The sequence below is a fragment of the Micromonospora sp. NBC_00389 genome (assembly GCF_036059255.1).
Classification (GTDB): Bacteria; Actinomycetota; Actinomycetes; order Mycobacteriales; family Micromonosporaceae; genus Micromonospora.
Window position 1 is genome coordinate 7,182,608 of sequence record NZ_CP107947.1, and the last position, 24,401, is coordinate 7,207,008.

Below are 24,401 nucleotides of genomic sequence, written 5' to 3' on the forward strand. Positions count from 1 at the left end.
GCGGCGCTGCTCCACAATGGGGCCGCCGATCCCTCCGGCGACAGGAGCAGCCGATGACCAACCTCGCCGCGTCGGGCGACACCTGGGGCATCCCCGGCCCGACCTTCCTCCGGCTCTACCTCGTAGCGACCGCCGTCATGATCGCGCTCGCGGTGTGGCACCGGGTCCGCCGGCCAGCCAACGCCCCGGACACGGTGTCGGGGCCGCTCAGTCCCCAGGAGGCCGCATACCTCAACGGTGGTCCCCGCCTCGCGGTGCACGCCGCGGTCGGTGGCCTGCGCGGTGCTGGGGCGATCGGTGTCGGCCCGGACCGCCGGCTGCTCGCCACCGGCTCGGCGCCGACCGGCCTCACCCCGCTGGACCAGGCGGTGTACTGGGCCGTCCATCAGCGCGCCCGAGCCGGTGAGCTGCCCCAGGACCAACGGGTCCGTACCGCGCTCAACCAGCTCCGCACCGGTCTCGAACAGCGTGGACTGCTGCTCAGCGACGAGCGGCGGGCCGCCTCCCGGCACTGGACCCTGGGCCTCGTCGGCCTGCTGGCGATCGGCGGGTACCGGCTCTTCGCCGGGCTGTCCAACGGGCGCTCGGTGGGCTACCTGGTGCTCACCATGGCCGCGATGCTGCCGGTGCTGCTGGTGCTGTGGCGGGCGCCGGTACGTACCCGGGCTGGTCGCGCCGCGCTGCGCGACCTGCGCCGCCAACACACCCACCTGGCCCCCGCCTCGTCCCCCGCGTACGCCACCTATGGCGCGGCCGGCGCCGCGATGGGCGTGGCACTGTTCGGCACCGCCTCGCTCTGGGCACTCGACCCGGGCTTCGCCGAGCAGGCCGAGATCCAGCGCCAGGCGGCGTCCGGCAGTGGCTGGTCGTCCGGCTCCAGCGGCGGGGATGGCGGTGGGGACAGCTCCGGCGGCGGCAGCTCCTGCGGCGGTGGCGGGTGCGGCGGTGGCGGCGGGTGCGGTGGTGGCGGCGGGTGCGGCGGATGACCGGCCCGTCCGGCGTCGGCATCGGCTGGCGTCCGGAGATCGCAGGCTTCGTGGCCGAGCTGCCCGGGCTGCGCTTCGTCGAGGTGGTGGCCGAGTCGGTTTCCGCGACCGGGCCCCTCCCGCCGGGCCTGGCGCAGCTGCGCGAGCGCGCGGTGACGGTCGTACCCCACGGGGTGCGGCTCTCCCTCGGCGGCACCGAGCCGGTCGACCCCGCCCGGGTCGCCCACCTGGCCGCGGTGGCGCAGCGGGTCGACGCCCCGCTGGTCAGCGAGCACATCGCCTTCGTCCGGGCCGGCGGCCTGGAGGCCGGGCACCTGCTTCCGCTGCCGCGCAGCCGGGAGGCGGTCGACGTGGTCTGTGCCAACGTGGCCCGAGCGCAGGCAGAGCTGCCGGTGCCGATCGCCCTGGAACCGATCGCCGCGCTGGTCGACTGGCCCGACGACGAGCTGGACGAGGGGGACTTCCTCACCGAGATCCTGGACCGGACCGGGGCGCTGCTGCTGCTGGACGTCGCCAACGTGTACGCCAACGCCCGCAACCGGGGCACCGACCCGCTCGCGCTGCTGGACCGGCTGCCACTGGACCGGGTCGGATACGCGCACGTGGCCGGCGGCGCCGAACACGGCGGCTTCTACCACGACACGCACACCGATGCGGTGCCCCCGGCGGTGCTGGAGCTGGTCGGCGCGCTCTGTGCCCGGCGACGACCGCCGGCGCTGCTGCTGGAGCGCGACGGCGGGTACCCACCGGCAGCCGAGCTCCGCGCCGAGTTGGACGCCCTGGCCACCGCCGCGGGCTTCCCAGCCGTGACTTAACGCTTCCCCACGGATGAAACCGGGGGATTTCCGGCTCGGACCGCATCCGACCCCCCCCCCCCCCCCCCCCCCCCCCCCATCCCGTAGGGAGGTGATCGCATGTCTCACGTCGTCAGCACCGGCACGGTCGCGCTCTACCGTGGCGAGGATCGTCCTCGCGGCGTTCGCGTCACGGCAGGCGGTGAAACCGCAGGCCGCGCACTCGAAGACTCTGACAGCCAACCCGATGCGCTGCTTGGCTCTCGCCGCGCACGAGGAACACGTCATGGTCGTGTACGCGGGCGGAACCAGCACCACCTTCCGGCCCGCCCGCATGCCCTGCTGGATCAGTTCCCGCTTGGCCGCGCCGATCGCGGCGTCAGCGGCCTTACGTGCCATCGTGGACCTGGCCAGGAACGTCGGTTTGAAATCCTCCACGGCGATCACCTGATGGTGGTCGACGACCCGTTTCGCCCACTGCCGGGAGTCGTGGCTGTTCTGCCGGGCGGATTTCTTGTGCAGCTTCGCCGCCGCGCGCTTGGCCCTGCGGTAGCCGTTCGACTGCGCATGGCCCGTCGAGCGGCGTCGGCGAGCCATCTTCCGCTGCGCCCTGGCCAACTCGGCGGCGCACCGCTTGCGATGCCCGAGGTGCGGCAGGTCGAATCGGGCGTCGGTGGTTGTGGCGGTGACCTTCACGCCCCAGTCAATGCCGATTGCCCCGGACGCCTCGGGTGCGGCGGCTGCCTCGCGGCGGACGACGAACGACGCGTACCAGTGCCCGAGGCTGTCTTGGTAGACGCGCACGCTGGTCGGCGGGAACGGCAGATCCCGGGACCACACGACGGGCACGGTGATCCCACCGGCAAGGCGCAGCCGCCCGTCGGCGATGGTGAAGCCGCGCATGGTGTATTCCATGCTGGGCAGCGACCTTTTACGGGTTTTCACCGTCGGCCGTCCACGGCCTTTTACGGTGAACGAGTGGCGCAGCGATGCCGCGTAGGTGCGCAGGGTTTGTTGCTGGGCGACTTGCGAGCCTTCACGCAGCCACACGTTTCGGGCACGGGCTTCGGTGAGCATCTTGGACAGGGCGCCGAAGGTGGGCTTCGCACCGATCTTCTGCTGGTGCACGGCCTCGTTCCACAGGAATCGGCAGCGGCCCCACTCGGCGAGCAGTGCGGCCGTCGCGGTCGCACCGGGGCGCAGCCGGTAGGTGTAACGGACTACCTGCAGCACGGCATTCACTCTAGAACACGGCGTCGCCTAGTGCCGGTGTGGATGAGGTCAGATCCAACAACAACGTCGTCTACCGCTGCAAACACCACGTCGTGTGGTGCCCGAAGTACCGCCGCCCCTCCTCACCGGGGCAGTGGACGACCGGCTCAAACAGATCATTCGCGAGGTGTGCGCCGAACGAGACGCTCCCATCGAGGCAATCGAGACCATGCCCGATCAGGTCAACCTGCTGGTCGTCTGCGACCCGCAGTACGGCATCCACCGACTCGTCAAGCAGATCAAGGCCAGGTCGTCGCGACTTCTGCGGCAAGAATTTCCGCACCTCAAATCCGGGCTTCCAACCTTGTGGACCAACAGCTACTTCGTCGCCACGACCGGCGGCGCGACCTCAGAGGTGGTCAAACGCTATGTCGAAAACCAGCGCGACGTCTGAAACGGTCCCTTACCTCCCCACGGCAAAAGCCGGGTTTCTCGGGACCGACCGATGACCGACGCACGCGACGGCACCGGCGCGCGGCCACCCGTCGATCTCACAAGGCTCGCCGACCGGCAGGCGGAGCTGGTGGCGACGCTGGTCGCCGGAGGGCCGCCACCGGCGGGGTTCGCACCGGCCCAGCTCGCCGCCACGCGGGCGGCGCTGCTGCGCAAGCGGGCTGGCGAGGTGGCCCGGCACTGGCCGCTGCTCGCCGCCGGCCTCGGCGCCGGCTGGTCGTCGACCTTTGCCGGCTGGGCCGCCGGCCGTCCCACCGCTGGCTCACTGCGGGACGGCTGGGACCTGGCCCGGGCGCTGCGCGAGCGCGGCGCGCTGCCCCCGGCGGGCGCCGAGGAACTGGCCGCCCGGGAGGCCCGTCTGCGCTATGACGGGCGCCGGGCGCCGAGTCCGCGCCGGCTGCCGGCGATGGCCCGCGCCGGCGGCGCCGTGGCGGTGCAGATCGCCGGCCGGGTACGCCTGCTGCGCCCCGCCCCGCGTCCACCGGCGGCACGGCCCGCCGCCGATGGCGACGGCGCACCGGATGCGGCAGGATCGGCGGTATGGATCTCGGACTGACCGACCGGGTGTACGTGCTCACCGGCGCCTCCCGCGGCCTGGGCTACGCGACGGCGCAGTGCCTGGTCGCCGACGGGGCCCGGGTGGTGCTCTCGGCCCGGGACGCCGACGGGGTGGCCGCCGCCGCACAGCGGCTGGGTGGACCGGAGCGGGCGGTCGGGCTGACCGCCGACCTGGCCGACCCGGAAACCCCTGATCAGCTCGTCGCGGCGGCCCGGGAGCACTTCGGTCGGCTCGACGGCGCACTCATCTCGGTCGGCGGCCCGCCGCCCGGCAACGCCGCATCGGTCACCGACGAGCAGTGGCGGCACTCGTTCGAGACCGTCTTCCTGGGCACCGTCCGCGCGGTACGCACGGTCGCCGGCGCGCTGCCCGAGGGCGGCGCGATCGGGCTGGTGCTCTCCACCTCGGCCCGCGGGCCGGTGCCCGGCCTCGGCATCTCCAACGGCCTTCGGCCGGGTCTGGTCGGGGTCGCCAAGGACATCGCGGACGACTACGGCCCGCGCGGCGTACGGGTGGTCGGCCTGCTGCCCGGCCGGATCCTGACCGACCGCAACCGCGAACTCTTCGCCGCCACCGGCGACCCGGAACGGGCCCGCGCCGAGGCGGAGGCCAGCATCCCGTTGCGGCGCATCGGCGACCCGGCCGAGTTCGGCCGGGTGGCCGCGTTCGTGCTCTCCCCCGCCGCGAGCTACCTGACCGGCCTCACCGTACCGGTCGACGGTGGCGCGCTGCGCGGGCTGTGACGCCCGGCGCGGGCCGCCGAGCCCTGGCCGTGCCGCCCGAGAAGCCCGTGCGGTGACGCCCGGCCCGGACCGGCGAGCCAGCGACGTTGCCGGACATCCCCGGCCGACGCGGGCGGAGCTGGCCACCGCTGCGGACCGGACCATCCCCGATGTGCTCGCGCCGGGCCTGGCGGTGCTCTTCGTCGGCATCAACCCGGGCCTCTGGTCGGCCGCCACGGGTTGGCATTTCGCCCGGCCCGGCAACCGGTTCTGGCCGGCGCTGCACCGAGGCGGGTTCACCCCCCGGCTGCTGCACCCGAGCGAGCAGGACGAGCTACCCGCCCTCGGCCTCGGCATCACCAACATGGCCGCCCGGGCCAGCGCCCGTGCCGACGAACTGACCACTGAGGAGTTGCTCGACGGGGCTCGGCTGCTGGCCGCCGCCGTGGCCCGGTACCGGCCGCGCTGGGTGGCGGTGGTGGGGGTGACCGCGTACCGGATCGGTTTCGGTCGGCCGAAGGCCACCTTCGGGCCGCTGCCGGAGCAGCTGGCCGGGGCGCGGCTGTGGGTGTTGCCCAACCCGAGCGGCCTGAACGCGCACTTCACGCCGGTCACCCTGGGCGCCGCGTTCGCCGAGCTGCGCGTCGCGACCGGTCTGCCGGACCGCCGCCCGGCCTGAGTCGGTGTGCCGCGGCGGGTAGGTCAGTTGGCGGCGGCCGGTGGCAGCGCCTCGTCGGCGATGTAGGTGCCCAGCGGCATGACCACCGGCTCGGGGCCGGTCGCGTCCACGTACGGGGTGGGCGAGTCGGCGACCGCGAACTGGGTCCGGTACAGCTCAGCGTAGAGCCCGCCGACCGCCACCAACTCGTCGTGCCGCCCCCGCTCGACGATCCGCCCGCCGTCCAGGACCAGGATCTGGTCGGCGTCGCGGACCGTGGAGAGCCGATGCGCGATCACCAGCGCCGTCCGCCCGGCCAGCGCCACCGACAGCGCTCGCTGCACCGCCGCCTCACTCTCCGAGTCGAGGTGCGCGGTCGCCTCGTCGAGGATCACGATCGACGGGGCCTTGAGCAGCAGCCGGGCGATGGCGATGCGCTGCTTCTCGCCGCCGGAGAACCGGTAGCCGCGCTCCCCCACCGTGGTGTCCAAGCCGTCGGGCAGCGACCGGACCAGGTCGGCGACCTGAGCGCCGGCCAGCGCGGCCCAGATCTCGTCGTCGGTGGCGTCCGGCTTGGCGTAGCGCAGGTTCTCGGCGATCGTCTCGTGGAACAGGTGCGAATCCTGGGTGACCACGCCGATCTCGTCGCGCAGGGAGGCGAGCGTCGCGTCGCGCACGTCCACCCCGCCGACCAGCACCTGCCCGTCGGTGACGTCGTAGATCCGGGAGATCAGCATGGACAGCGTCGACTTGCCGGCGCCGGACGGGCCGACCAGGGCGACCATCTGGCCCGGCTCGACGCTGAACGAGACACCCTTGAGCACCGGCTCGTTGACGGTCCGATCGAGCGTGGCGACCTCTTCCAGCGAGGCGAGGGAGATCTCGGCGGCGCTCGGGTAGCGGAACCGCACGTCCCGGAAGTCGACCCGGCCGGTGCCCCGGGGCACCGGCACCGCGTCGGGCTTCTCCACGATGCCCGGCTTGAGGTCGAGCACCTCGAAGACCCGGTCGAAGGAGACCAGCGCGCTCATCACGTCCACCCGGACGTTGGAGAGCGCGGTGAGCGGGCCGTACAGGCGGGTGAGCAGCAGCGCGAGGGTCACCACCGTGCCCGCCGTCACGCCGCCGGTCACCGCGAGCCAGCCGCCGAGACCGTAGGTGAGGGCCTGGGCCAGCGAGGCGACCAGCAGCATCGCCACGAAGAAGGTGCGCGAGTACATGGCGGACTGGATGCCGATGTCCCGTACCCGCTCGGCCCGACCGGCGAACCGGCTGGCCTCGATCTCGGGCTGGCCGAAGAGCTTCACCAGCAACGCGCCGGCCACCCCGAACCGCTCGGTCATGGTCGCGTTCATCTTGGCGTCGAGGTTGTACGACTCGCGGGTGATGTCGGCCAGCCGGCGGCCGACGCGGCGGGCCGGGATGATGAAGATCGGCAGCAGCACCAGCGAGAGCGCGGTGATCTGCCAGGAGAGGGTGAACATCACCGCGGCGGTGAGCACCAGTTGGATGACGTTGCTGACCACGCCGGACAGGGTGGAGGTGAACGCCCGCTGGGCGCCGAGCACGTCGTTGTTGAGCCGGCTGACCAGCGCGCCGGTCTGGGTGCGGGTGAAGAACTGCAACGGCATCCGCTGCACGTGGTCGTAGACCCGGGTGCGCAGGTTGAGGATGATGCCCTCGCCGATGCGGGCCGAATACCACCGCTGGGCCAGTGAGAGCAGCGCGTCGGCGACCGCCAGGCCGGCGATGAACAGGGCCAGCCGGATCACCAGCCGGCCAGCCTCGGTGCCGCCCCGGTTGATCGCGTTGATCACGTCACCGGCGAGCACCGGGGTGGCCACGCCGATGATGGCGGCCAGCACCACGGTGGCCAGGAAGACGCCGATGTCGCGCCGGTAGGGGTGGGCGAAGGCCACGATCCGCCGGGCCACCCCGTGCTTCAGCCGGTGGGTGGAGACCTCGTCGCGGTTGCGCATCGACCGGAGCATGCTCCACCCCGCCATGCCACCGCCGGACATCGGGTTGGACACCGCGCACCTCCGGGTTGTCGGGCAGACCGCTCCGTCAGGTCAATTCTCCCGACGACTCTGACAACCTCGGTCGTAACCCGGATCTTCCCGAATGGTCCTTACTATTCTCCCCGGCCGGCGAGGTCACGCAGCCGGCGGGTCTGCGCCTCCCGCTCGGCGCGCTGCTGGTCGGCATGCGACCGCCCGGACGCGCCGGCGATCAACGCCTTGATCTCCACCACCGCGTCGCGGGCACCGGCGAGCAGGCCGGCGGTCAGGTCACGGACCGCACCGTCCAACTCGGCGGGTGGTACGACCAGGTTGGCCAGCCCGATCCGGTCCGCCTCGGCGGCGTCCAGCCGACGGCCGGTCGCGCAGATCTCCAGCGCCCGGGCATAGCCCACAAGCTCGACGAGGCGCTTGGTGCCGGCCAGGTCGGGCACCAGGCCAAGGGTCACCTCGGCCATTGACAGCTTCGCGTCGGCGGCCAGGACCCGCAGATCACAGGCGAGCGCGAGCTGGAAACCAGCGCCGATCGCGTGGCCGTGCACGGCCGCCACGGAGATGACGTCCGGCCGGTGCAGCCAGGTGAAGGCGGCCTGGAACTCGGCGATGTGGTCCGCGCAGGCCTGCTCGGGCAGAGTGGCCAGCTCGGCGAAGGACCCCGGGCCGGAAGCGCCGGCCACCGCGAGGTCGAGGCCGGCGGAGAACGCGCGCCCCTCGCCCCGGACCACCACCACCCGAACGTCGCCGGGCAGGTCGCGGGAGAAGTCGCTCAACGCGCGCCACATGGCGGGCGTCTGGGCATTGAGCACGTCGGGCCGGCACAACGTCACCGTGGCAACCGGCCCGTCGCAGCTCAGCCGGACCCCGGTCGCCTCGGCGGTCACCGGGCGGCCCGGGGTGCGGCGCTGGTCGACGACGCTGGGGGGCAGGTCACGCCTTCTTGCGGCGCCGGGCGCCGCCACGCTGACGCAGTTGCACCCCGGACTCGGTGAGCACTCGGTGGATGAACCCGTAGGAACGGCCCGTCGAGGCCGCCAGGGCGCGGATGCTCTCCCCCGAGGTGTACCGCTTTACCAGGTCCTTGGCGAGCGTCTGACGCTCGGCTCCGACGATCCGGCGACCCTTCTCAGTGCTGGTGGCTGTGCCAGTGGCTGCCATGCTGTGTCCTCACGTCCCAGACTGTGCGGTTCGGATACGGTCCCACCTATTAGACCGCCTCGGACGATCATGCGCCAGATATCAACTCTTCGCCAACCGACACGCTATGCAATGTCAGCTTCCCGATAGCGTGATGCTGGCAACCGGCCCCGTCACACCGGCCGGGCGTACCACCGCCGCCGCTCGGCAGCGCCCGTCGACGACCCGTACCCTGCGGTCGTGATCGACCTGTTGGGCACGGCGGCCGGGGCGGCCGTGGTCTTCGCCGCCACCGACATCGACGACATCGTCATCCTGACCCTGTTCTTCGTCACCGCCCGCCGCACCGGCCGACCGCGGCCATGGCAGATCGTCGCCGGGCAGTACCTCGGCATCGGGACGCTGGCGGTGGCCAGCGCGGTGGTCGCCGCCGGCCTGCTGGTGGTGCCCGACCCGTGGACCGGGCTGCTCGGGCTGCTGCCGATCGCGCTCGGGGTCCGCGCCCTCGTGCGGCGCGACGACGACGAGGCACCCGCCGTGGTGGCCTCCACGCTCGGGGTGGCCGGGGTGACGATCGCGAACGGCGCCGACAACGTGGCCGTCTACGTACCCGTGTTCCGGGCCTTCGGCCCCGCCGACAGCGCGGTCTTCCTGCTGGTCTTCGTGCTGCTCATCGCGGTGTGGTGCGCCGCCGGAGCCTGGCTGGGCGGGCACCGGAGGGTGGTCCGGCTGGTCGAGCGCGCGGGCCACTGGCTGGTGCCGGCGCTCTTCGTCGGCATCGGCTTGGTGATCCTGGTCAGCTCCGGCGTACTCGGCCGGCTGGTCAACCAGCTCGGCTGAGAACGGCCCGGTCGGACCGCCCGCAGGGCACGTCGACCGGGGCGGTCAGGCCAGCTCGACCAGCTCGAGCAGGTCGTCGCTCCAGGCGTCCTCGTCGCCGTCGGGCAGCAGGATGGCGCGGTCCGGCTTGAGCGCCAGCACCGCCCCCGGGTCGTGGGTGACCAGCACGATCGCGCCCGGGTAGTTGGCGATCGCGTCGAGCACCTGCTCCCGGCTGACCGGGTCGAGGTTGTTCGTCGGCTCGTCGAGCAGCAGCACGTTGGCACCGGAACAGACCAGGGTCGACAGGGCCAGCCGGGTCTTCTCGCCGCCGGAGAGCACCCCCGCCGGCTTGTTCACGTCGTCGCCGGAGAAGAGGAACGCGCCGAGAATCTTGCGCAGGTCGGTGTCGGACTGCTCAACGGCGGCGGCGCGCATGTTCTCCAGCACCGTCCGCTGCACGTCCAGCGTCTCGTGCTCCTGGGCGTAGTAGCCCAGCCGCAGCCCGTGCCCGGCGTGCACCTCGCCGGTGTCCGGCGTGAGCAGCCCACCGAGCATCCGCAGCAGCGTCGTCTTGCCGGCGCCGTTGAGCCCGAGGATGGCCACGCGGGAGCCGCGGTCCACCGCCACGTTGACGTCGGTGAAGATCTCCAGCGAGCCGTACGACTTGGACAGGCCGGTCGCGGTCAGCGGGGTCTTGCCGCACGGCGCGGGGTTGGGGAAGCGCACCTTGGCCACCCGGTCGGAGACCCGCACCTCCTCCAGGCCGGAGATCAGCTTCTCGGCCCGGCGGGCCATGTTCTGCGCGGCGACGGTCTTGGTGGCCTTGGCCCGCATCTTGTCGGCCTGCGCCATCAACGCGCCGGCCTTCTTCTCCGCGTTGGCCCGCTCCCGGCGGCGGCGCCGCTCGTCGGTCTCGCGCGCCTCCAGGTACGCCTTCCAGCCCAGGTTGTACACGTCGACCACGGACCGGGTGGCGTCCAGGAACCAGACCTTGTTGACCACCGACTCCAGCAGTGCGCCGTCGTGGGAGATCACGATCAGACCGCCCTTGTGGTTGGCGAGGAAGCCGCGCAGCCAGGTGATCGAGTCGGCGTCGAGGTGGTTGGTCGGCTCGTCGAGCAGCAGGATGCCGCCGCCGTTCTCGCCGGCGTCGCGGAACAGGATCCGGGCCAGCTCGATGCGCCGGCGCTGACCGCCGGAGAGGGTGCCGATGGTCTGTGCGAGCGCGCGGTCCGGTAGGCCGAGGTTGGCGCAGATCCGGGCGGCCTCGGCCTCGGCGGCGTACCCACCCAGGGCGGCGAACTGGTCCTCCAACGCACCGTAGCGACGGACCAGTTTCTCGTCGGTGTCCTCGGCGAGCTGGGCCTCGAGCTGCTGCATCTGGGCCATCAGCACGTCCAGGCCGCGGGCGGAGAGCACCCGGTCGCGGCCGGTCGCCTGCAGGTCGCCGGTACGCGGGTCCTGCGGCAGGTAGCCGATGGCGCTGCGCTGGTCGATCTGCCCGGCGTACGGCTGCCCCTCACCGGCGAGCACCTTCAGCGTGGTGGTCTTGCCGGCACCGTTGCGGCCGACGAGGCCGATCCGGTCACCGGGCTGCACCCGCAGGGTGGTGTCGGACAGCAGGATCCGTGAGCCGGCACGGAGTTCCAGGCCGGTGGCAGTGATCATTTCTTCGGGCTCGCTCTCGGGGAGTGGAAGGCTGACTCGGGGCACGCGAAACGGCCGGCGGGCCCAGTGGCCCGGCGGCGCGGGGCGGTTCAGCCTTCGCAGCGCAGCACCTGACAAGTGTACCGGGCGCTCCCGGGCGGCCCCGCCGCGATTACCACTCAAGATCATCGGGTACCGGAACGGTTGTCCGGACCCGGTCCGGCATTGAGGCGACACGGCGACATCGAAACGACAGTGACGGACATACGGCGATCGGGGTCAGCATGGAACTCAACGAGCGGGCCGAACTCGACACCTCCCAGGTCAACGACCGGGGCCGAGGCGGCGGGGCAGGCGGTGGACTCGGCATTCCGCTGCCCGGCGGCGGTGGTCGCGGCGGGCTGGTCGGCATCGTGGTGGCCGTGCTGGTCGCCCTGCTGGGCGGCGGGTTCGGCCTGAACGCGATGACCAACGGCGACGAGGGCGGGCAGGCCGGCGGCACTGACCTGGAGCAGCTGTGCTCGCGCGACAACCCCCAGCGCTTCGACGACGCCCGCTGCCGCAACCTGCTCTTCGTCAACAGCATCCAGGCCTACTGGCAGCAGGCGTACCCGGAGCTGGGCAACGGGAAGTACGAGCCGACCGACACCAACTTCTTCCAGGCCGCCGTGAACACCGGCTGCGGGCAGGCCGACTCGGGTGTCGGCCCGTTCTACTGCCCGGCCGACCGGCAGGTGTACATCGACCTGAGCTTCTACGACGAGCTGGCGTCCCGGTTCGGCGCCAAGGGCGAGTTCGCCCAGCCCTACGTGCTCGCCCACGAGTACGGACACCACATCCAGAACCTGCTCGGCACCAACGAGCGGGCCGGCCAGGGCGACCAGAGCGGCCCCCGCTCCGCCTCCGTACGGCTGGAGTTGCAGGCCGACTGCTACGCCGGCGCCTGGGCCAAGCACGCCACCGAGAGCAAGGACAAGACCGGCCAGGAACCGCTGTTCAAGTCGATCACCCCGACCGACATCAGCGAGGCTGTGCAGGCCGCCGAGGCGATTGGCGACGACAGCATCCAGGAACGCTCCGGTGGGCAGGTCAACCCGGACCAGTTCACCCACGGCACCTCCGCGCAGCGGCAGCGCTGGTTCCAGCAGGGCTTCGACCGTGGCGACCCGAAGACCTGCGACACCTTCGGCACCGACCAGCTCTGACCTCCCCTCCCCTCCCCCGACGAGGTCTCCGCCCGGCGGGGGGTGGGGCGGGGGGGCCGGGGCTCGCCAGGAACCCCGGCCTTTCCTCTCTCAGCACCACCGTCAACCGCTGAGGTCAGTCGGGTGCCGGGTCGCGCAGCCGGATCCGCACCGCACGGGCCGCAGCCACCGCAGCGACGAGCACCGCGTGTCGAGGCTCCGGAACGTCGAGCAACCGCTCGGCCCGCAGCGGCACGAGCGGGGCCAACCGCCGATCGGCCAGCACCGAGTCCACCGCCCGCCGGTCACCGCCGCAGACCACCGCGGTCAGCGCCGCCGCCTCCGGCAACAGCAGCCGTACGGCCAGCTCCGCCGCATCACCCAGCGCCGCCTTGGCCTGGTTGTCGCGCCGCCGGGCGAACCGCTGCTGTGACCATCCCCCCGCGGCGGTGCGCCCCTGCACGTACCGGGTGTCCACCTTGGAGACGACGAGGTCGGCGCCCTCGGCCACACCGACGGCCACCGCGCCCTTGCGGGCCAGGAGCAGGCCGATCCGGCGGGGCGCGACGGCGGCGGCAACGAACCCGGCGACGTCGCCGCTGGCCGGCGACCCGGGCGGGGCGTACAGCTCGGCGGTGGTCCCGTCGGGGGCGGTGAGCAGCAGACCGTACTCCCGCGCGGTGATGGTGTGCGGGCCGTGCCGGTCGGCGAAGCCCTCCACCCAGCGGCCGACGCGGGCCGGGTCGACCTCCACCCACCGGCCTCCCCCGGCTGCGGGTCGACTGGTCACCGCCCGACGGTACGGCACGACGAGGCAGATCGGGCGGTCAGGCGGGGACCGCTCAGCCCGGCAGCAGCGCGACCACCGCCAGCGCGGCGATCAGCGCGCTGGAGACCAGGCCGGTGACCAGCCGCCCGGGCGGGCTGCTCAGTGCCCGGCCGACCACGGTGCCACCGCCGGCGATGAGCATCTGCCAACTCGCCGACGCCAGGAACACGCCCGCCACGAAGAGCGCCGCGTCGCCCGTCTCCGCGTCGGCGGTCTCCCGACGACCGAGCACCAGCGCGGTGAAGTACAGCACCGTCGCCGGGTTCAGCAGGGTCAGCCCGAGCAACGCCGCGTAGGCCCGTCCGGGAGTGCTCAAACCCCGACCGACGGGTGCCGCCGGGGTCTGCCGCGAGCGATGGGCGGACCAGGTCCGCCACAGGCCATGCGCGGCGAGACCCAGCAGGACGACGGCCGCGACCACCCGCAGCGGCCCGGCGACCGGCGCGATGACCCCGGCCAGGCCGGCGCCACCGAGCGCCGCGACCGCCGCATAGAGCCCGTCGGCCGTCGCCACCGCGAGCGCCGCGGCCGCGCCGACCCGAAACGAGGTACGAGCACTCAGGCCCAGGATGAGGATCGCGATCGCTCCGACGGGAATGGCGACGCCGTAACCGGCCACCAGACCGGCCAGGAACGCCCCGCTCACGGACGTCGGTGTCGGGCCGAGGCTCGTCGCCGGACCGGCCGCTGTCGACGCACGGCAGTCGCCGCACGAACAAGGACCTGCATCGGGTACGCCTCAGTCACACGCGCATCCTGCGCGCCGAAGCCACACCCCCGCCACCGGATTTCCGCGCCCCGCGCCCGAGGCCCGAGGCCCGAGGCCCGAGGCCCGAGGCCCGAGGCCCGAGGCCCGAGGCCCGAGGCCCGAGGCCCGAGGCCCGAGGCCCGAGGCCCGAGGCCCGAGGCCCGATCCATGAAGTAGTGGGCTCACCAACTGGCGGCAGGCACTCCTTCCGGGATCGAGCACGATCATGGGGCTGACAAGGCCGCCAGGCCGATCAGGGCTTTCGGGCGGGCCAGTGGGGGTGGCGACCGAGGTAGGAGAGCAGGACGCTGACCTCGTCGGCCTCCGGACCGGGGTCGATCGCCGGGTCGTACACGCCATAGGCCCGCAGCGGCTCGACGATCTGCCGAGCGACCACCAGCAGGGGACGGGCCAGTTCGTCGCCGAGCGGGGACGGCTGGCCGGTGGCCGTCGCGATGTCCCAGGCGTGCACTGCCGCGTCGAGGGCGCACGCGACGGCGCCAACCTGGGCCGGCAGCTTGCCCTGGGGCAGCGGCGTGGGCACCTGCGGGTCGTCGTCGGCGACACCCGCCCAGGCTCGGGCGGACGCGTCGAGGGCGGCGCGTAGGCCGACCAGCTTGTCCCCGTCGATCCGACCGGAGGGTGCGAACGGGTCCTCTGCCGGCCCCGGCCCGCCGACGATCGCCGCCACGTAGGCGATCTGGTCGTCGGTCGCGTGCTGAAGCACCTGGGTGACCGTCCACCGCTTGCACGGGGTGGGCCGATCCCAGGCGTCGGCCGGGACCCCCTCGGCGGCCGTCCGGAGTGCCTTGTGCGCCTCGTCGAGCACGGTCCGCCACTGTCCAGCTGCCATCTCGCTCATCGTCCTGACCTCTCCGCCGACCCCGTCAAACGAGCGACTCCGCGCGCTTTCGGAGCGGAATGTTCCGCTCCGTTGCGTTGGGATCAGCCTAGCAGACCGGAACGATCCGTTCCACTTTTGGCTCGCGCTGCTCCACAACGCATCGAGCGCGGCACCCAAACGGGCGCCGCGCTCGACGAAGGTGGAACGGAGTCGGGTCAGACGTTGAAACCGAGGGAACGGAGCTGGTCCCGACCCTCGTCGGTGATCTTGTCCGGGCCCCACGGCGGGAGCCAGACCCAGTTGATCCGGATGTCGTTGACCAGACCGCCGCCGGGGCCGGTGGTCAGCGCCTGCCGGGCCTGGTCCTCGATCACGTCGGTCAACGGGCAGGCCGCCGAGGTGAGCGTCATGTCCAGGGTCGCGACGTTCTCGTCGTCGACGTGCACCCCGTACACCAGGCCCAGGTCGACCACGTTGATGCCGAGCTCCGGGTCGACGACGTCCTTCATCGCCTCCTCGATATCGGCGATCATGGCCTTGCTGACGCCGGTCGCCGGGGTGGCGGCGTCGCCGGCACCCTGCGTCGCGGCGGCGTCGGTCGTCGCGGCGGCGTCGGTCGTCACGGCGTCGGTCTGCGGCGTCGCGGTGGCGTCACCGGCCTCCGGCGTCGCTGCGGTAGCGGTGTTCTCGCTCATGCCTTCACCTCCGGGCTCGCGCCCACCCCGGCGCGTGCCGCAGCGTCCTTGAACGCCATCCACGGCAGCAGCGCACACTTGACCCGAGCGGGGTAGCGGGCAACGCCCGCGAAAGCCACCCCGTCACCGAGCACGTCCTCATCCGGCGTGACCTGGCCACGGCCGGACATCAACTCGACGAACGCCTGGTGTACCGCGAACGCCTCCCCCGCACCCCGACCGCGCAGCAACTCGTGCAGCACGCTCGCCGAGGCCTGGCTGATCGAGCAGCCCATCCCGTCGTACGAGATGTCGTGCAGCACGGCGCCGTCGGTGGCCACCCGGACGGTGACCTCGTCGCCGCAGGTCGGGTTGACGTGGTGCGCCTCCGCGACCTGGTCGCCCGAGTCTTCGGCAGCGCGCAGGCCACGCCCGTGCGGGTGCTTGTAGTGGTCCAGGATGATCTCCTGGTAGAGCTGGTCGAGCTGCATCAGTCGAACACCTTCCGCACCTGCTCCAGACCGGCCACCAGAGCGTCGATCTCCTCCGTGGTGGTGTAGAGGTAGAACGAGGCCCGGGTCGTGGCCGGGACGCCGAACCGGTTGCACACCGGCTTGGCACAGTGGTGGCCCACCCGGACCTGCACGCCGAGCGAGTCGAGCACCTGACCCACGTCGTGCGGGTGCACGTCACCCAGCGCGAACGAGATGGTGCCGCCCCGGCCCACCGGCACGGTCGGGCCGAAGATCCGCAGGTCACGCACCGAGTCGAGGGCCTCCAGCGCGTACGCCGTCAGCTCCTTCTCGTGCCACTGGATGGCCTGCATCCCGATCCCGGTGAGGTAGTCCACCGCCGCGCCGAGCGCGACCGCCTCGGCGATCGGCGGGGTGCCCGCCTCGAACCGGGCCGGCGGCGCGGCGAACGTCGACCGGGCCATGGTGACCGTCTCGATCATCGAGCCGCCGCCGAACACCGGCGGCATCGCCGCCAGCAGTTCGCCCCGGCCCCAGAGCACACCGATACCGGTCGGGCCGCACATCTTGTGCCCGGTGAAGACGATGTAGTCGGCATCGAGGTCGACCACGTCGATGGGCAGGTGCGGCACCGACTGCGAGCAGTCCAGCAGCAGCAGCGCGCCCACCTCACGGACCCGCGCGGTGATCCGGGAGGTGGCGTTGATCGTGCCGAGGATGTTCGACATGTGCACCAGCGAGACGATCTTCGTCCGCTCGTTGACCAGGTCGTTCAGGCCGGACTCGTCGAGCCGGCCGCCGTCGGTGACCGGGAACCAGCGCAGGGTCGCGCCGGTCCGCTCGCAGAGCAACTGCCACGGGACGATGTTCGAGTGGTGCTCCATCTCGGAGATCACCACCTCGTCGCCCGGGCCCAGCCGGAACCGAGGGTCGGCGTCCGCACGCAGCGAGGCGTTGGAGAACGCGTACGCCACGATGTTGATCGCCTCGGTGGAGTTCTTGGTGAACACCACCTCGTCGGGGCTCGGCGCGTTGATGAACGCGGCGATCTTCGCCCGCGCCCCCTCGTACGCCTCGGTGGCCTCGGTGCCCAGGGTGTGCACCGAGCGCGACACGTTGGCGTTGTGCAGGGCGTAGTGCTCCCCGAGCACGTCGAGCACCTGCCGGGGTTTGTGCGAGGTGTTGGCGCTGTCGAGGTAGACCAGCGGGTGCCCGTTGATCTCCCGGTCCAGGATCGGGAAGTCGGCGCGCACCCGGGCCACGTCGAAACGCGGCACGTCGTCGTACTGCGGCATCCCGGACGGGATCGCGATGCTGGTCATCTCGGCAGCGCCTCTCTCGCTCAGGCCCGGGCCGTGCCGGCCCCGGCGGCGTACCGCTCGTAGCCCTCGGCCTCAAGCTTGTCGGCCAGCTCCGGGCCGCCCTGCTCGACGATCCGGCCGGCCACGAAGACGTGCACGAAGTCCGGCTTGATGTAGCGCAGGATCCGCGTGTAGTGGGTGATCAGCAGCATGCCGGTGTCGCCGTTGTCGCGGACCCGGTTGACGCCCTCGCTGACCACGCGCAGCGCGTCCACGTCGAGGCCGGAGTCGGTCTCGTCGAGGATGGCGATCTTCGGCTTGAGCAGCTCCAGCTGGACGATCTCGTGGCGCTTCTTCTCACCGCCGGAGAAGCCCTCGTTGACGTTGCGCTGGGCGAACGCCGGGTCCATCTGGAGGCGCTCCATGGCGCCGCGCAGCTCGCCGCCCCAGGTGCGCAGCTTCGGCGCCTCACCGTCGATGGCGGTCTTCGCGGTACGCAGGAAGTTCGCCACCGAGACGCCGGGCACCTCGACCGGGTACTGCATGGCCAGGAAGAGGCCGGCGCGGGCCCGCTCGTCGACGGACATGGCCAGCACGTCCTCGCCATCGAGGGTCACCGAACCGCCGGTGATCTCGTACTTGGGGTGACCGGCGATCGAGTACGCCAGGGTCGACTTGCCGGAGCCGTTCGGGCCCATGATCGCGTGGGTCTCACCGGAGCGGACGGTCAGGTCGACACCGGCCAGGATCGGCTTGAGCTCACCCTCGGGCAGCTTGACCGACACCTTCAGGTCGCGGATCTCCAGGGTGCTCATTATCGGGTCACTCCATTACTCGGCGTCAGGCTGAGGTAGATGTCGCCGTCGCGGACGTCGACGGGGTAGACGGGTACGGGTTCGGTGGCCGGCAGCCCGGTGGGCTGCCCGGTGCGCAGGTCGAAGCGCGAGCCGTGCAGCCAGCACTCGAGCGTGCAGCCGTCGACCTCACCCTCGGAGAGGGCGACCGAGGCGTGCGAGCACTCGTCGTAGGCGGCGTAGAACTCGCCATCCTCGCCGTGCACCAGCGCGATCGGGGTGCCGTCGACGTCCGCGCTGATCGCGGTCCCCTTCGGCACGTCCTCGGTGGAACAGATCCGGATCATCAGGCGCCGGCCTTGGTCAGCCGGGCCTCGATCGCGTCGCCGAGGCGCTCGCGCAGCGGCTCCACCGGGATCTTGTTGATCAGCTCGGCGAAGAAGCCGCGGACCACCAGGCGGCGGGCCTCGCCCTCCGGAATGCCCCGGGCCATCAGGTAGAACAACTGCTCGTCGTCGAAGCGGCCGGTCGCACTGGCGTGGCCGGCGCCGGCGATCTCGCCGGTCTCGATCTCCAGATTGGGTACGGAGTCCGCCCGCGCGCCGTCGGTGAGCAGCAGGTTCCGGTTGATCTCGTACGTGTCGGTGCCGGTCGCCTCGGCCCGGATCAGCACGTCGCCCACCCAGACGGTGTGCGCGTCCTCGCCCTGCAACGCGCCCCGGTAGCCGACGTAGCTGCGGCAGTCCGGCACGCTGTGGTCGATCAACTGCCGGTGCTCCAGGTGCTGGCCGGAGTCGGCGAAGTAGACGCCGTACAGCTCGGCCTCGCCGCCGCGGCCGGTGTACTCCACCGAGGTGAACTGCCGGACCAGGTCACCACCGAGGCTGACCTGGACGTGCGTCACCCGGGCGTCCCGACCCAGCTTGATCTTGAGGTGCTGCGCCTGCACCGCGTCGGCCGCCCAGTCGGCCACGGTGACCAGGGTCAGCTTCGCCCCGTCGGCCACGGAGACCTCGACGTTGTCGGCCAGGGTCGCCGAGCCGACGTGCTCCAGCACCAGGGTCATCTCGGCGAACCGGCCCACCTCGACGAAGGTGTGCCCGAAGGCCAGACCCTCGGCACCGTCGCCGACCACCCGCACGCTCACCGGCGAACCCACCACGACGTCGCTGGCCACCGTGAGCAGCAGCGCCTGGCCGGCACCGCCGTACGCGAGCGCGCTGATCCGGTCGACCGGGGTGAGCACGCTGCCCACCCGCGGATCGTCCATGCCGATCCGCTCGACGGCCACGCCCTCGGGCAGGTCGCCGTACTCGTGCCGGACCGTGCCGGTGGCGGCTTGCGGCTCACCGGCGAGGCCGCGCAGCCGCTTGAGCGGGGTGAAACGCCACTCCTCCTCCAGGCCGGTGAGGGCCGGGAAGTCGGCGACGTCGTACGAGCGCAGCGCCTGCGACTTGGTGCTGGGCGGCGCGGAAGCCTGGGTAGTCATTTCTTCCTTGGTCTGTTCTGCGGTTAATCGGAGGGTCGGTCGGGCTGGTCGAGGCGCGGCGGGTTGAGGCCGACGCGAGAGTCAGCCGGCCGGCGTCAGCCGACCGCGCCCTCCATCTGGAGTTCGATCAGCCGGTTGAGCTCCAGGGCGTACTCCATCGGGAGCTCCTTGGCGATCGGCTCGATGAAGCCGCGCACGATCATGGCCATCGCCTCGTCCTCGCTCAGGCCCCGGCTCATCAGGTAGAAGAGCTGGTCGTCACTGATCTTGGAGACGGTCGCCTCGTGACCCATCGACACGTCGTCCTCACGGATGTCGACGTACGGGTAGGTGTCCGAGCGGGAGATGGTGTCGACCAACAGCGCGTCGCACTTGACCGTGCTCCGGCTGTGGTGCGAACCCTCCAGCACCTGCACCAGACCACGGTACGAGGTACGGCCGCCGCCCCGGGCGATCGACTTGGAGATGATGGTGGAGGAGGTGTGCGGCGCGGCGTGCACCATCTTGGCGCCGGCGTCCTGGTGCTGGCCCTCGCCGGCCATCGCCACCGAGAGCACCTCGCCCTTGGCGTGCTCGCCGGTCATGTAGACCGCCGGGTACTTCATGGTGACCTTGGAGCCGATGTTGCCGTCGACCCACTCCATGGTCGCGCCCTCGTGGCAGACGGCGCGCTTGGTGACCAGGTTGTAGACGTTGTTCGACCAGTTCTGGATGGTCGTGTAGCGGCAGCGCGCGTTCTTCTTGACGATGATCTCCACGACCGCGCTGTGCAGCGAGTCGGAGGAGTAGAGCGGCGCGGTGCAGCCCTCGACGTAGTGCACGTACGCACCCTCGTCGACGATGATCAGCGTCCGCTCGAACTGGCCCATGTTCTCCGTGTTGATCCGGAAGTAGGCCTGCAGCGGGATCTCCACGTGCACACCCTTCGGCACGTAGATGAACGAGCCACCGGACCACACGGAGGTGTTCAGAGCGGCGAACTTGTTGTCGCCGACCGGGATCACCGTGCCGAAGTACTCCTTGAAGACGTCCTCGTGCTCGCGCAGCGCGGTGTCGGTGTCCAGGAAGAGGACGCCCTGCTCCTCAAGGTCCTCACGGATCTTGTGGTAGACGACCTCGGACTCGTACTGCGCCGCGACGCCGGCGACCAGCCGCTGCTTCTCCGCCTCCGGGATGCCCAGCCGGTCGTAGGTGTTCTTGATGTCCTCGGGCAGGTCCTCCCAGCTGGTGGCCTGCTTCTCGGTGGACCGCACGAAGTACTTGATGTTGTCGAAGTCGATCCCGGTGAGGTCCGCGCCCCAGGCCGGCATCGGCTTGCGGCCGAACAGCCGGAGACCCTTCAGACGCAGGTCGAGCATCCACGCCGGCTCGTTCTTCTTGGCCGAGATGTCCCGCACCACCGCCTCGTTGATGCCGCGCTGGGCAACCGCCCCGGCGGCGTCCGGGTCGGACCAGCCGTACTCGTAGCGACCCAGGGCGGCAAGCTGCTCTTCCTGGGTCAGGGGCTGGACGATCTGCTCGGTCATCTATCTGTCCTCACAGTGGTGACGGGATTACTGGATTGGGCGCGTACCTGCTGGGCTGGAATGTGCGTGGTGCACACCCCGTCGCCGTGCGCGATGGTGGCCAAGCGCTGCACGTGGGTGCCGACCAGACGGGAGATCACTGCGGTCTCGGCCTCGCACAGCTGGGGAAACTCGCCGGCCACGTGCGCCACCGGGCAGTGGTGCTGGCAGAGCTGGCCGCCGGAGGCGATCGTGGTGGCGTTGGCAGCGTAACCCTCGGCGGTGAGCGCGTCGGCGAGTGCCTCCGCCCGCGCGAGGGGGTCGTCGCCAGCGTCCTCCATGGCGGCCTGACAGCGGGACTCCAGGGCGGCCACCTGCTCGGTGGCGAACGCCTCGACCGCCTCGGAGCCGCCGCTGCGGGCGATCCAGCGCAGCGCGGCGGTGGCCATGTTGTCGTAGTGATGGGTGCCACACCGGACCCGGGCCGCCTCGGTCAGCAGGAACACCTTGGCCGGACGCCCCCGCCCGCGGCTGCCCTGCACGGTCTGCTCGCGGGCGAACACGTCACCCTCGGCGAGCATCGCGTCGAGGTGCCGGCGGATCGCCGCCGGGCTGAGCCCGAGCGCCGAACCGAGCTGCGCGGCGGTGGTGGCCCCCCGCTCCAGCAGCAGCTGGGTGACCCGGTCCCGGGTGGAGACCTCGGTCGCCGCAGCGCCGCCGAGCGCGGCCGACGTGGTCACGACAAGCGCGGACGCGGACGCACCGACGGCCGGAGAGGCCGTCGGCTGCTGCCCGGAGAGCGCCGCCGTGTTTTTCACAACGCCAACGTTACGTAATTACTCGGAGGGTCGCAAACCCGGGCCCCGGTGATCCGAACCACCGAGCCGACGGAGTCGGACAAACCTCGATCACTACGGTGCGTAGGATTTGCGCCGTGAACCGATTCGCCCGTCCGGTCTCCGGCACCCTGCTGCGTAGCCTCGCGCTCACCTCGATCATCGCGAACGTGGGCATCGTCGTCACCGGCGGGGCCGTCCGGTTGACCGCCTCGGGCCTCGGCTGTCCCACCTGGCCCCGGTGCACCGACGCGTCGTACGTCGCCACGTCCGAGATGGGCCTGCACGGGGTGATCGAGTTCGGCAACCGGATGCTGACCTTCGCGGTGGGCCTGATCGCGCTGGCCACCCTGCTGGCCGTGCTGGCGCACCGGCCGCGCCGGCCCGGGCTGCTGCCGCTGGCCGTCGCGGTCTTCCTGGGCATTCCCGCCCAGGCGGTGGTCGGTGGCATCACCGTGCTCACCAATCTGAACCCGTGGGTGGTCGGGCTGCACTTCCTGGCCTCGATGGCGGTGATCGCCGCCGCGTACGCCCTCTGGCGGCAGGTGGCCGAGCCCGACGGCCCGAAGGTGGCCGTGGTGCCGGCGCCGCTGCGCGCGCTGGCCCGGGTCACCACCGGCGTGAGCGTCGCGGTGCTGGTCATCGGCACCTGGGTCACCGGCAGCGGCCCGCACGCCGGCGACCAGGGCGCAGCCCGCAATGGGCTGGACCCGGAGTCGATCTCCCAGGTGCACGCCGACAGCGTCTTCCTGCTGCTCGGCCTCTCGGTAGCGCTGATCTTCGCGTTCCGCGCGGTCGGCGCACGGCGGGCCACCCGGGCCGCGGTCGTCCTGCTCGCGGTGGAGCTGGGCCAGGGCCTGATCGGCTTCGTGCAGTACTTCACCCACGTGCCGGCTGTGCTGGTCGGCGCGCACATGCTCGGCTCCTGCCTGGTGCTGCTCGCCACCCTCTCGGTGCAGTGGTCCACCCGCGAACGCCGCCCGGTCGCCCCCGCGCCCCCGGCAACCACCCCCGCCGAAGCCGAAGCCGTCCCGGTCACCGCCTGACCTCACGCGGGGCCGCGCCCCGCGCCCCGCGCCCCGCGCCCCGCGCCCCGCGCCCCGCGCCCCGCGCCCCGCGCCCCGCGCCCCGCGCCCCGCGCCCCGCGCCCCGCGCCCCGCGCCCCGCGCCCCGCGCCCCGCGCCCCGCGCCCCGCGCCCCGCGCCCCGCGCCCCGCGCCCCGCGCCCCGCGCCCCGCGCCCCGCGCCCCGCGCCAAGATCGTGCTCGATCCTGGATGTAGGGGCGTCGGACACGCGCGATGCCACTAAATCCAGGATGTTGCGCGACCTGGACGGCCGAGGTCCCCTCCGCGACCCGTGCCGACTCAAGATCCGCGCAACTTCAGGGAAAGTGTGGGGTCGCGATGCGCTGAGGCCACAACTTCACTGAACTTGCGCGGATCTTGGAAGCGGCGGACACCACCGGACGGGCCCGGAGAGCAGCGAACGCCCCCGGGCGGGCCTTGAGAACGGCAGGCGCCCCGCCCGGGCCCGGAGAACGGCGGACGCTCCCAGGCGGGCCTTGGGAGCCGCAGACGCCCCCGTGCCGGGCCCGGAGAGCAGCAGACGCCCCCAGGCGGGCCTTGAGAACGGCAGACACCCCCAGACGGGCCCGGAGAGCGGCAGACGCCCCCAGGGCCCGGAGAGCAGCGAACGCCCCCGAGCGGGCCCGGGAACGGTTGGGGGGTCAGCCGCGGCGGGCCAGGTGGGTGGTGATGGCCTCGGCTAGGCGGTCGGGGGCACCCTCGGCGTGGCCGATGAACAGCGACGGCTCGGTCAGCTCCAGCTCGACCAGCACCGGGGCGCCGTCCGGGCCGGGGATCAGGTCGACCCGGGCGTAGAGCAGCTGCTCCGTCCCGCCCGGCACCGTGCCGAGCGTCCGCTCGGCCACCGCCAGCTGTTCTGGTTGCGCCGTGCGGGCGGTGATCTCCTCGGCCTTGTAGAGCCCGTCCGGGCCGAGGTCCGGGCCGGTCAGCATCGGGCCCTTGCGGATCGCGTGGCTGAACGTGAGCCCGTCCGGGCCGGCCAGGAAGAGCAGTGCCGTCTCGCCCTCGGTGTCGACGGCGGTCAGGTACGGCTGGATCATGGTCAGCCGGCCGGCGCTGGACAGCCGGCGCACGTGCGCTCCGGCCAGCTCCCGGTGCTCCGGGTCGGCCAGGTCGTACCGGCCGGTGTCCTGGCTGCCCGCGCTGACCGCCGGCTTGATCACGTACTCGCCGGTGTCGGCCGGTGGACGCCAGCTCTCCCCCGGCTCGATCCAGGACGTCGGCACGGTGGGCACGCCGGCCGCGCTCAGCTCGGCGAGGTAGCGCTTGTCGGTGTTCCAGCGCACCACGGCGGCCGGGTTGACCAGCGCCGGGACGGTGGCGGCCCAGGCGACGAACTCGTCGCGGCGCAGCGCGTAGTCCCACGGTGAGCGGAGCACGACCAGGTCGTAGGAGGACCAGTCGACGCCGGGGTCGTCCCAGACGACCGCCTCGGCGGCGACCCCCCGGGTAGCGAGCGGGGCGAGGACCAGCCGGTCGTCCGGGTCGAGGTCCACGAGTTCGGCACAGGTGATGAGAGCGACCCGGGGTTTCCCCCGGGTCGACTTGTGGTGGTCGGTCAATTCAGGTGT

At 72.1% G+C, this 24,401-nt stretch carries 24 protein-coding genes and 2 pseudogenes; 9 read left to right on the plus strand and 17 right to left on the minus strand.

The genetic code is table 11. The features are described 5' to 3' along the window. Nucleotides 1-53 precede the first annotated feature (53 nt). On the plus strand, nt 54-986 hold the full coding sequence (locus tag OG470_RS33900; protein WP_328418726.1) for a TIGR04222 domain-containing membrane protein: 933 nt from the start codon (nt 54-56) through the stop codon (nt 984-986). Further along, the gene (locus tag OG470_RS33905) at nt 983-1,801 is read left to right on the plus strand and encodes a DUF692 domain-containing protein (RefSeq protein ID WP_328418727.1); all 819 of its coding nucleotides are present in this window, start codon (nt 983-985) and stop codon (nt 1,799-1,801) included. Before OG470_RS33900 ends, OG470_RS33905 begins: the two co-directional genes overlap by 4 nt. A 201-nt stretch (nt 1,802-2,002) precedes the next feature. Here the strand turns inward: OG470_RS33905 and OG470_RS37440 are convergent. After that, nucleotides 2,003-3,022 (minus strand): annotated as a pseudogene (locus OG470_RS37440) (RNA-guided endonuclease InsQ/TnpB family protein); the annotation flags it as partial. Nucleotides 3,023-3,051: 29 nt separating this feature from the next. On the opposite strand from OG470_RS37440, the pseudogene tnpA reads away from it, so the two are divergent. The 4 genes and pseudogenes from tnpA to mug all read left to right on the plus strand — a co-directional run bounded on the left by tnpA (nt 3,052) and on the right by mug (nt 5,465). Then, nucleotides 3,052-3,446, plus strand: a pseudogene (tnpA, locus tag OG470_RS33915) (IS200/IS605 family transposase). Between the two features lie 51 nt (nt 3,447-3,497). After that, entirely contained in the window at nt 3,498-4,061 is a 564-nt protein-coding gene (locus OG470_RS33920) for a hypothetical protein (protein WP_328418729.1), read from the plus strand. Then, a complete protein-coding gene (locus OG470_RS33925; RefSeq protein WP_328418730.1) occupies nt 4,046-4,807 on the plus strand; it encodes an SDR family oxidoreductase in 762 nt (253 codons plus the stop codon). The genes OG470_RS33920 and OG470_RS33925 overlap by 16 nt, the downstream gene beginning before the upstream one ends. 52 nt (nt 4,808-4,859) lie before the next feature. Beyond that, a complete protein-coding gene (gene mug, locus OG470_RS33930; RefSeq protein WP_328418731.1) occupies nt 4,860-5,465 on the plus strand; it encodes a G/U mismatch-specific DNA glycosylase in 606 nt (201 codons plus the stop codon). A gap of 23 nt (nt 5,466-5,488) precedes the next feature. Here mug and OG470_RS33935 read toward each other — a convergent pair whose 3' ends face one another. The 3 genes from OG470_RS33935 to OG470_RS33945 form a co-directional block, all read right to left on the minus strand. Then, nucleotides 5,489-7,465: an ABC transporter ATP-binding protein gene (locus OG470_RS33935; protein ID WP_328426759.1), complete on the minus strand. Its 1,977-nt coding sequence runs from the start codon at nt 7,463-7,465 to the stop codon at nt 5,489-5,491. A 113-nt stretch (nt 7,466-7,578) separates the two neighbouring features. Continuing rightward, nucleotides 7,579-8,346 carry an enoyl-CoA hydratase/isomerase family protein gene (locus OG470_RS33940; RefSeq protein WP_328426761.1) on the minus strand — a complete coding sequence of 256 codons (768 nt, stop codon included), beginning with the start codon at nt 8,344-8,346 and terminating at the stop codon, nt 7,579-7,581. 46 nt (nt 8,347-8,392) lie between these two features. Then, nucleotides 8,393-8,620 carry a helix-turn-helix domain-containing protein gene (locus tag OG470_RS33945; RefSeq protein ID WP_007462679.1) on the minus strand — a complete coding sequence of 76 codons (228 nt, stop codon included), beginning with the start codon at nt 8,618-8,620 and terminating at the stop codon, nt 8,393-8,395. Between the two features lie 219 nt (nt 8,621-8,839). Between OG470_RS33945 and OG470_RS33950 the strand changes: the two genes are divergently transcribed. Further along, nucleotides 8,840-9,439: a cadmium resistance transporter gene (locus OG470_RS33950; protein WP_328418732.1), complete on the plus strand. Its 600-nt coding sequence runs from the start codon at nt 8,840-8,842 to the stop codon at nt 9,437-9,439. A gap of 45 nt (nt 9,440-9,484) precedes the next feature. Here OG470_RS33950 and OG470_RS33955 read toward each other — a convergent pair whose 3' ends face one another. Beyond that, on the minus strand, nt 9,485-11,089 hold the full coding sequence (locus OG470_RS33955; protein ID WP_328418733.1) for an ABC-F family ATP-binding cassette domain-containing protein: 1,605 nt from the start codon (nt 11,087-11,089) through the stop codon (nt 9,485-9,487). Between the two features lie 263 nt (nt 11,090-11,352). Between OG470_RS33955 and ypfJ the strand changes: the two genes are divergently transcribed. Then, complete coding sequence (gene ypfJ / locus OG470_RS33960) at nt 11,353-12,273, plus strand: KPN_02809 family neutral zinc metallopeptidase (RefSeq protein ID WP_328418734.1); 921 nt, start codon at nt 11,353-11,355, stop codon at nt 12,271-12,273. A 115-nt stretch (nt 12,274-12,388) separates the two neighbouring features. Here the strand turns inward: ypfJ and OG470_RS33965 are convergent, their stop codons facing one another. The 11 genes from OG470_RS33965 to OG470_RS34015 all read right to left on the minus strand — a co-directional run bounded on the left by OG470_RS33965 (nt 12,389) and on the right by OG470_RS34015 (nt 21,727). Then, complete coding sequence (locus OG470_RS33965; protein WP_328418735.1) at nt 12,389-13,042, minus strand: acVLRF1 family peptidyl-tRNA hydrolase; 654 nt, start codon at nt 13,040-13,042, stop codon at nt 12,389-12,391. A 52-nt stretch (nt 13,043-13,094) separates the two neighbouring features. Beyond that, nucleotides 13,095-13,727, minus strand: a complete 633-nt coding sequence (locus OG470_RS33970; RefSeq protein ID WP_328418736.1) for a LysE family transporter — start codon at nt 13,725-13,727, stop codon at nt 13,095-13,097. Nucleotides 13,728-14,082: 355 nt separating this feature from the next. Further along, a complete protein-coding gene (locus OG470_RS33975; protein WP_328418737.1) occupies nt 14,083-14,682 on the minus strand; it encodes a TIGR03086 family metal-binding protein in 600 nt (199 codons plus the stop codon). Nucleotides 14,683-14,888: 206 nt separating this feature from the next. Further along, the gene (locus OG470_RS33980; RefSeq protein ID WP_328418738.1) at nt 14,889-15,368 is read right to left on the minus strand and encodes a metal-sulfur cluster assembly factor; all 480 of its coding nucleotides are present in this window, start codon (nt 15,366-15,368) and stop codon (nt 14,889-14,891) included. Then, complete coding sequence (gene sufU, locus OG470_RS33985; protein ID WP_328418739.1) at nt 15,365-15,838, minus strand: Fe-S cluster assembly sulfur transfer protein SufU; 474 nt, start codon at nt 15,836-15,838, stop codon at nt 15,365-15,367. The genes OG470_RS33980 and sufU overlap by 4 nt, the downstream gene beginning before the upstream one ends. Then, nucleotides 15,838-17,142 carry a cysteine desulfurase gene (locus OG470_RS33990; RefSeq protein ID WP_328418740.1) on the minus strand — a complete coding sequence of 435 codons (1,305 nt, stop codon included), beginning with the start codon at nt 17,140-17,142 and terminating at the stop codon, nt 15,838-15,840. The genes sufU and OG470_RS33990 overlap by 1 nt, the downstream gene beginning before the upstream one ends. A 20-nt stretch (nt 17,143-17,162) precedes the next feature. Further along, the gene (gene sufC / locus OG470_RS33995; RefSeq protein WP_328418741.1) at nt 17,163-17,936 is read right to left on the minus strand and encodes a Fe-S cluster assembly ATPase SufC; all 774 of its coding nucleotides are present in this window, start codon (nt 17,934-17,936) and stop codon (nt 17,163-17,165) included. Continuing rightward, the gene (locus OG470_RS34000) at nt 17,936-18,262 is read right to left on the minus strand and encodes a non-heme iron oxygenase ferredoxin subunit (protein ID WP_328418742.1); all 327 of its coding nucleotides are present in this window, start codon (nt 18,260-18,262) and stop codon (nt 17,936-17,938) included. Before OG470_RS34000 ends, sufC begins: the two co-directional genes overlap by 1 nt. Further along, complete coding sequence (sufD, locus tag OG470_RS34005) at nt 18,262-19,404, minus strand: Fe-S cluster assembly protein SufD (RefSeq protein ID WP_328418743.1); 1,143 nt, start codon at nt 19,402-19,404, stop codon at nt 18,262-18,264. Before sufD ends, OG470_RS34000 begins: the two co-directional genes overlap by 1 nt. Nucleotides 19,405-19,499: 95 nt before the next feature. After that, nucleotides 19,500-20,930 (minus strand): Fe-S cluster assembly protein SufB, encoded by a 1,431-nt coding sequence (sufB, locus tag OG470_RS34010; RefSeq protein ID WP_007462707.1) that lies wholly within the window; start codon nt 20,928-20,930, stop codon nt 19,500-19,502. Further along, nucleotides 20,927-21,727 carry a helix-turn-helix transcriptional regulator gene (locus OG470_RS34015; protein WP_442931015.1) on the minus strand — a complete coding sequence of 267 codons (801 nt, stop codon included), beginning with the start codon at nt 21,725-21,727 and terminating at the stop codon, nt 20,927-20,929. The genes sufB and OG470_RS34015 overlap by 4 nt, the downstream gene beginning before the upstream one ends. A gap of 98 nt (nt 21,728-21,825) precedes the next feature. Between OG470_RS34015 and OG470_RS34020 the strand changes: the two genes are divergently transcribed. Beyond that, nucleotides 21,826-22,791 carry a COX15/CtaA family protein gene (locus tag OG470_RS34020; protein ID WP_328418744.1) on the plus strand — a complete coding sequence of 322 codons (966 nt, stop codon included), beginning with the start codon at nt 21,826-21,828 and terminating at the stop codon, nt 22,789-22,791. Nucleotides 22,792-23,471: 680 nt separating this feature from the next. Here OG470_RS34020 and OG470_RS34025 read toward each other — a convergent pair. Continuing rightward, a complete protein-coding gene (locus OG470_RS34025) occupies nt 23,472-24,392 on the minus strand; it encodes an ATP-grasp domain-containing protein (protein ID WP_328418745.1) in 921 nt (306 codons plus the stop codon). Nucleotides 24,393-24,401: the final 9 nt, after the last annotated feature.

Excerpts from the sequence above, each read along its gene's own strand:
- OG470_RS34000 (WP_328418742.1), bottom strand. The coding sequence starts at position 18,262 with ATGATCCGGATCTGTTCCACCGAGGACGTGCCGAAGGGGACCGCGATC.
- OG470_RS33945 (WP_007462679.1), bottom strand. The coding sequence starts at position 8,620 with ATGGCAGCCACTGGCACAGCCACCAGCACTGAGAAGGGTCGCCGGATC.
- OG470_RS33955 (WP_328418733.1), bottom strand. The coding sequence starts at position 11,089 with ATGATCACTGCCACCGGCCTGGAACTCCGTGCCGGCTCACGGATCCTG.
- OG470_RS33935 (WP_328426759.1), bottom strand. The coding sequence starts at position 7,465 with ATGTCCGGCGGTGGCATGGCGGGGTGGAGCATGCTCCGGTCGATGCGC.
- OG470_RS33905 (WP_328418727.1), top strand. The coding sequence starts at position 983 with ATGACCGGCCCGTCCGGCGTCGGCATCGGCTGGCGTCCGGAGATCGCA.
- OG470_RS33925 (WP_328418730.1), top strand. The coding sequence starts at position 4,046 with ATGGATCTCGGACTGACCGACCGGGTGTACGTGCTCACCGGCGCCTCC.
- ypfJ (WP_328418734.1), top strand. The coding sequence starts at position 11,353 with ATGGAACTCAACGAGCGGGCCGAACTCGACACCTCCCAGGTCAACGAC.
- OG470_RS33920 (WP_328418729.1), top strand. The coding sequence starts at position 3,498 with ATGACCGACGCACGCGACGGCACCGGCGCGCGGCCACCCGTCGATCTC.
- OG470_RS33990 (WP_328418740.1), bottom strand. The coding sequence starts at position 17,142 with ATGACCAGCATCGCGATCCCGTCCGGGATGCCGCAGTACGACGACGTG.
- sufB (WP_007462707.1), bottom strand. The coding sequence starts at position 20,930 with ATGACCGAGCAGATCGTCCAGCCCCTGACCCAGGAAGAGCAGCTTGCC.
- sufD (WP_328418743.1), bottom strand. The coding sequence starts at position 19,404 with ATGACTACCCAGGCTTCCGCGCCGCCCAGCACCAAGTCGCAGGCGCTG.
- sufC (WP_328418741.1), bottom strand. The coding sequence starts at position 17,936 with ATGAGCACCCTGGAGATCCGCGACCTGAAGGTGTCGGTCAAGCTGCCC.
- OG470_RS33975 (WP_328418737.1), bottom strand. The coding sequence starts at position 14,682 with ATGGCAGCTGGACAGTGGCGGACCGTGCTCGACGAGGCGCACAAGGCA.
- OG470_RS33980 (WP_328418738.1), bottom strand. The coding sequence starts at position 15,368 with ATGAGCGAGAACACCGCTACCGCAGCGACGCCGGAGGCCGGTGACGCC.
- OG470_RS33900 (WP_328418726.1), top strand. The coding sequence starts at position 54 with ATGACCAACCTCGCCGCGTCGGGCGACACCTGGGGCATCCCCGGCCCG.
- sufU (WP_328418739.1), bottom strand. The coding sequence starts at position 15,838 with ATGCAGCTCGACCAGCTCTACCAGGAGATCATCCTGGACCACTACAAG.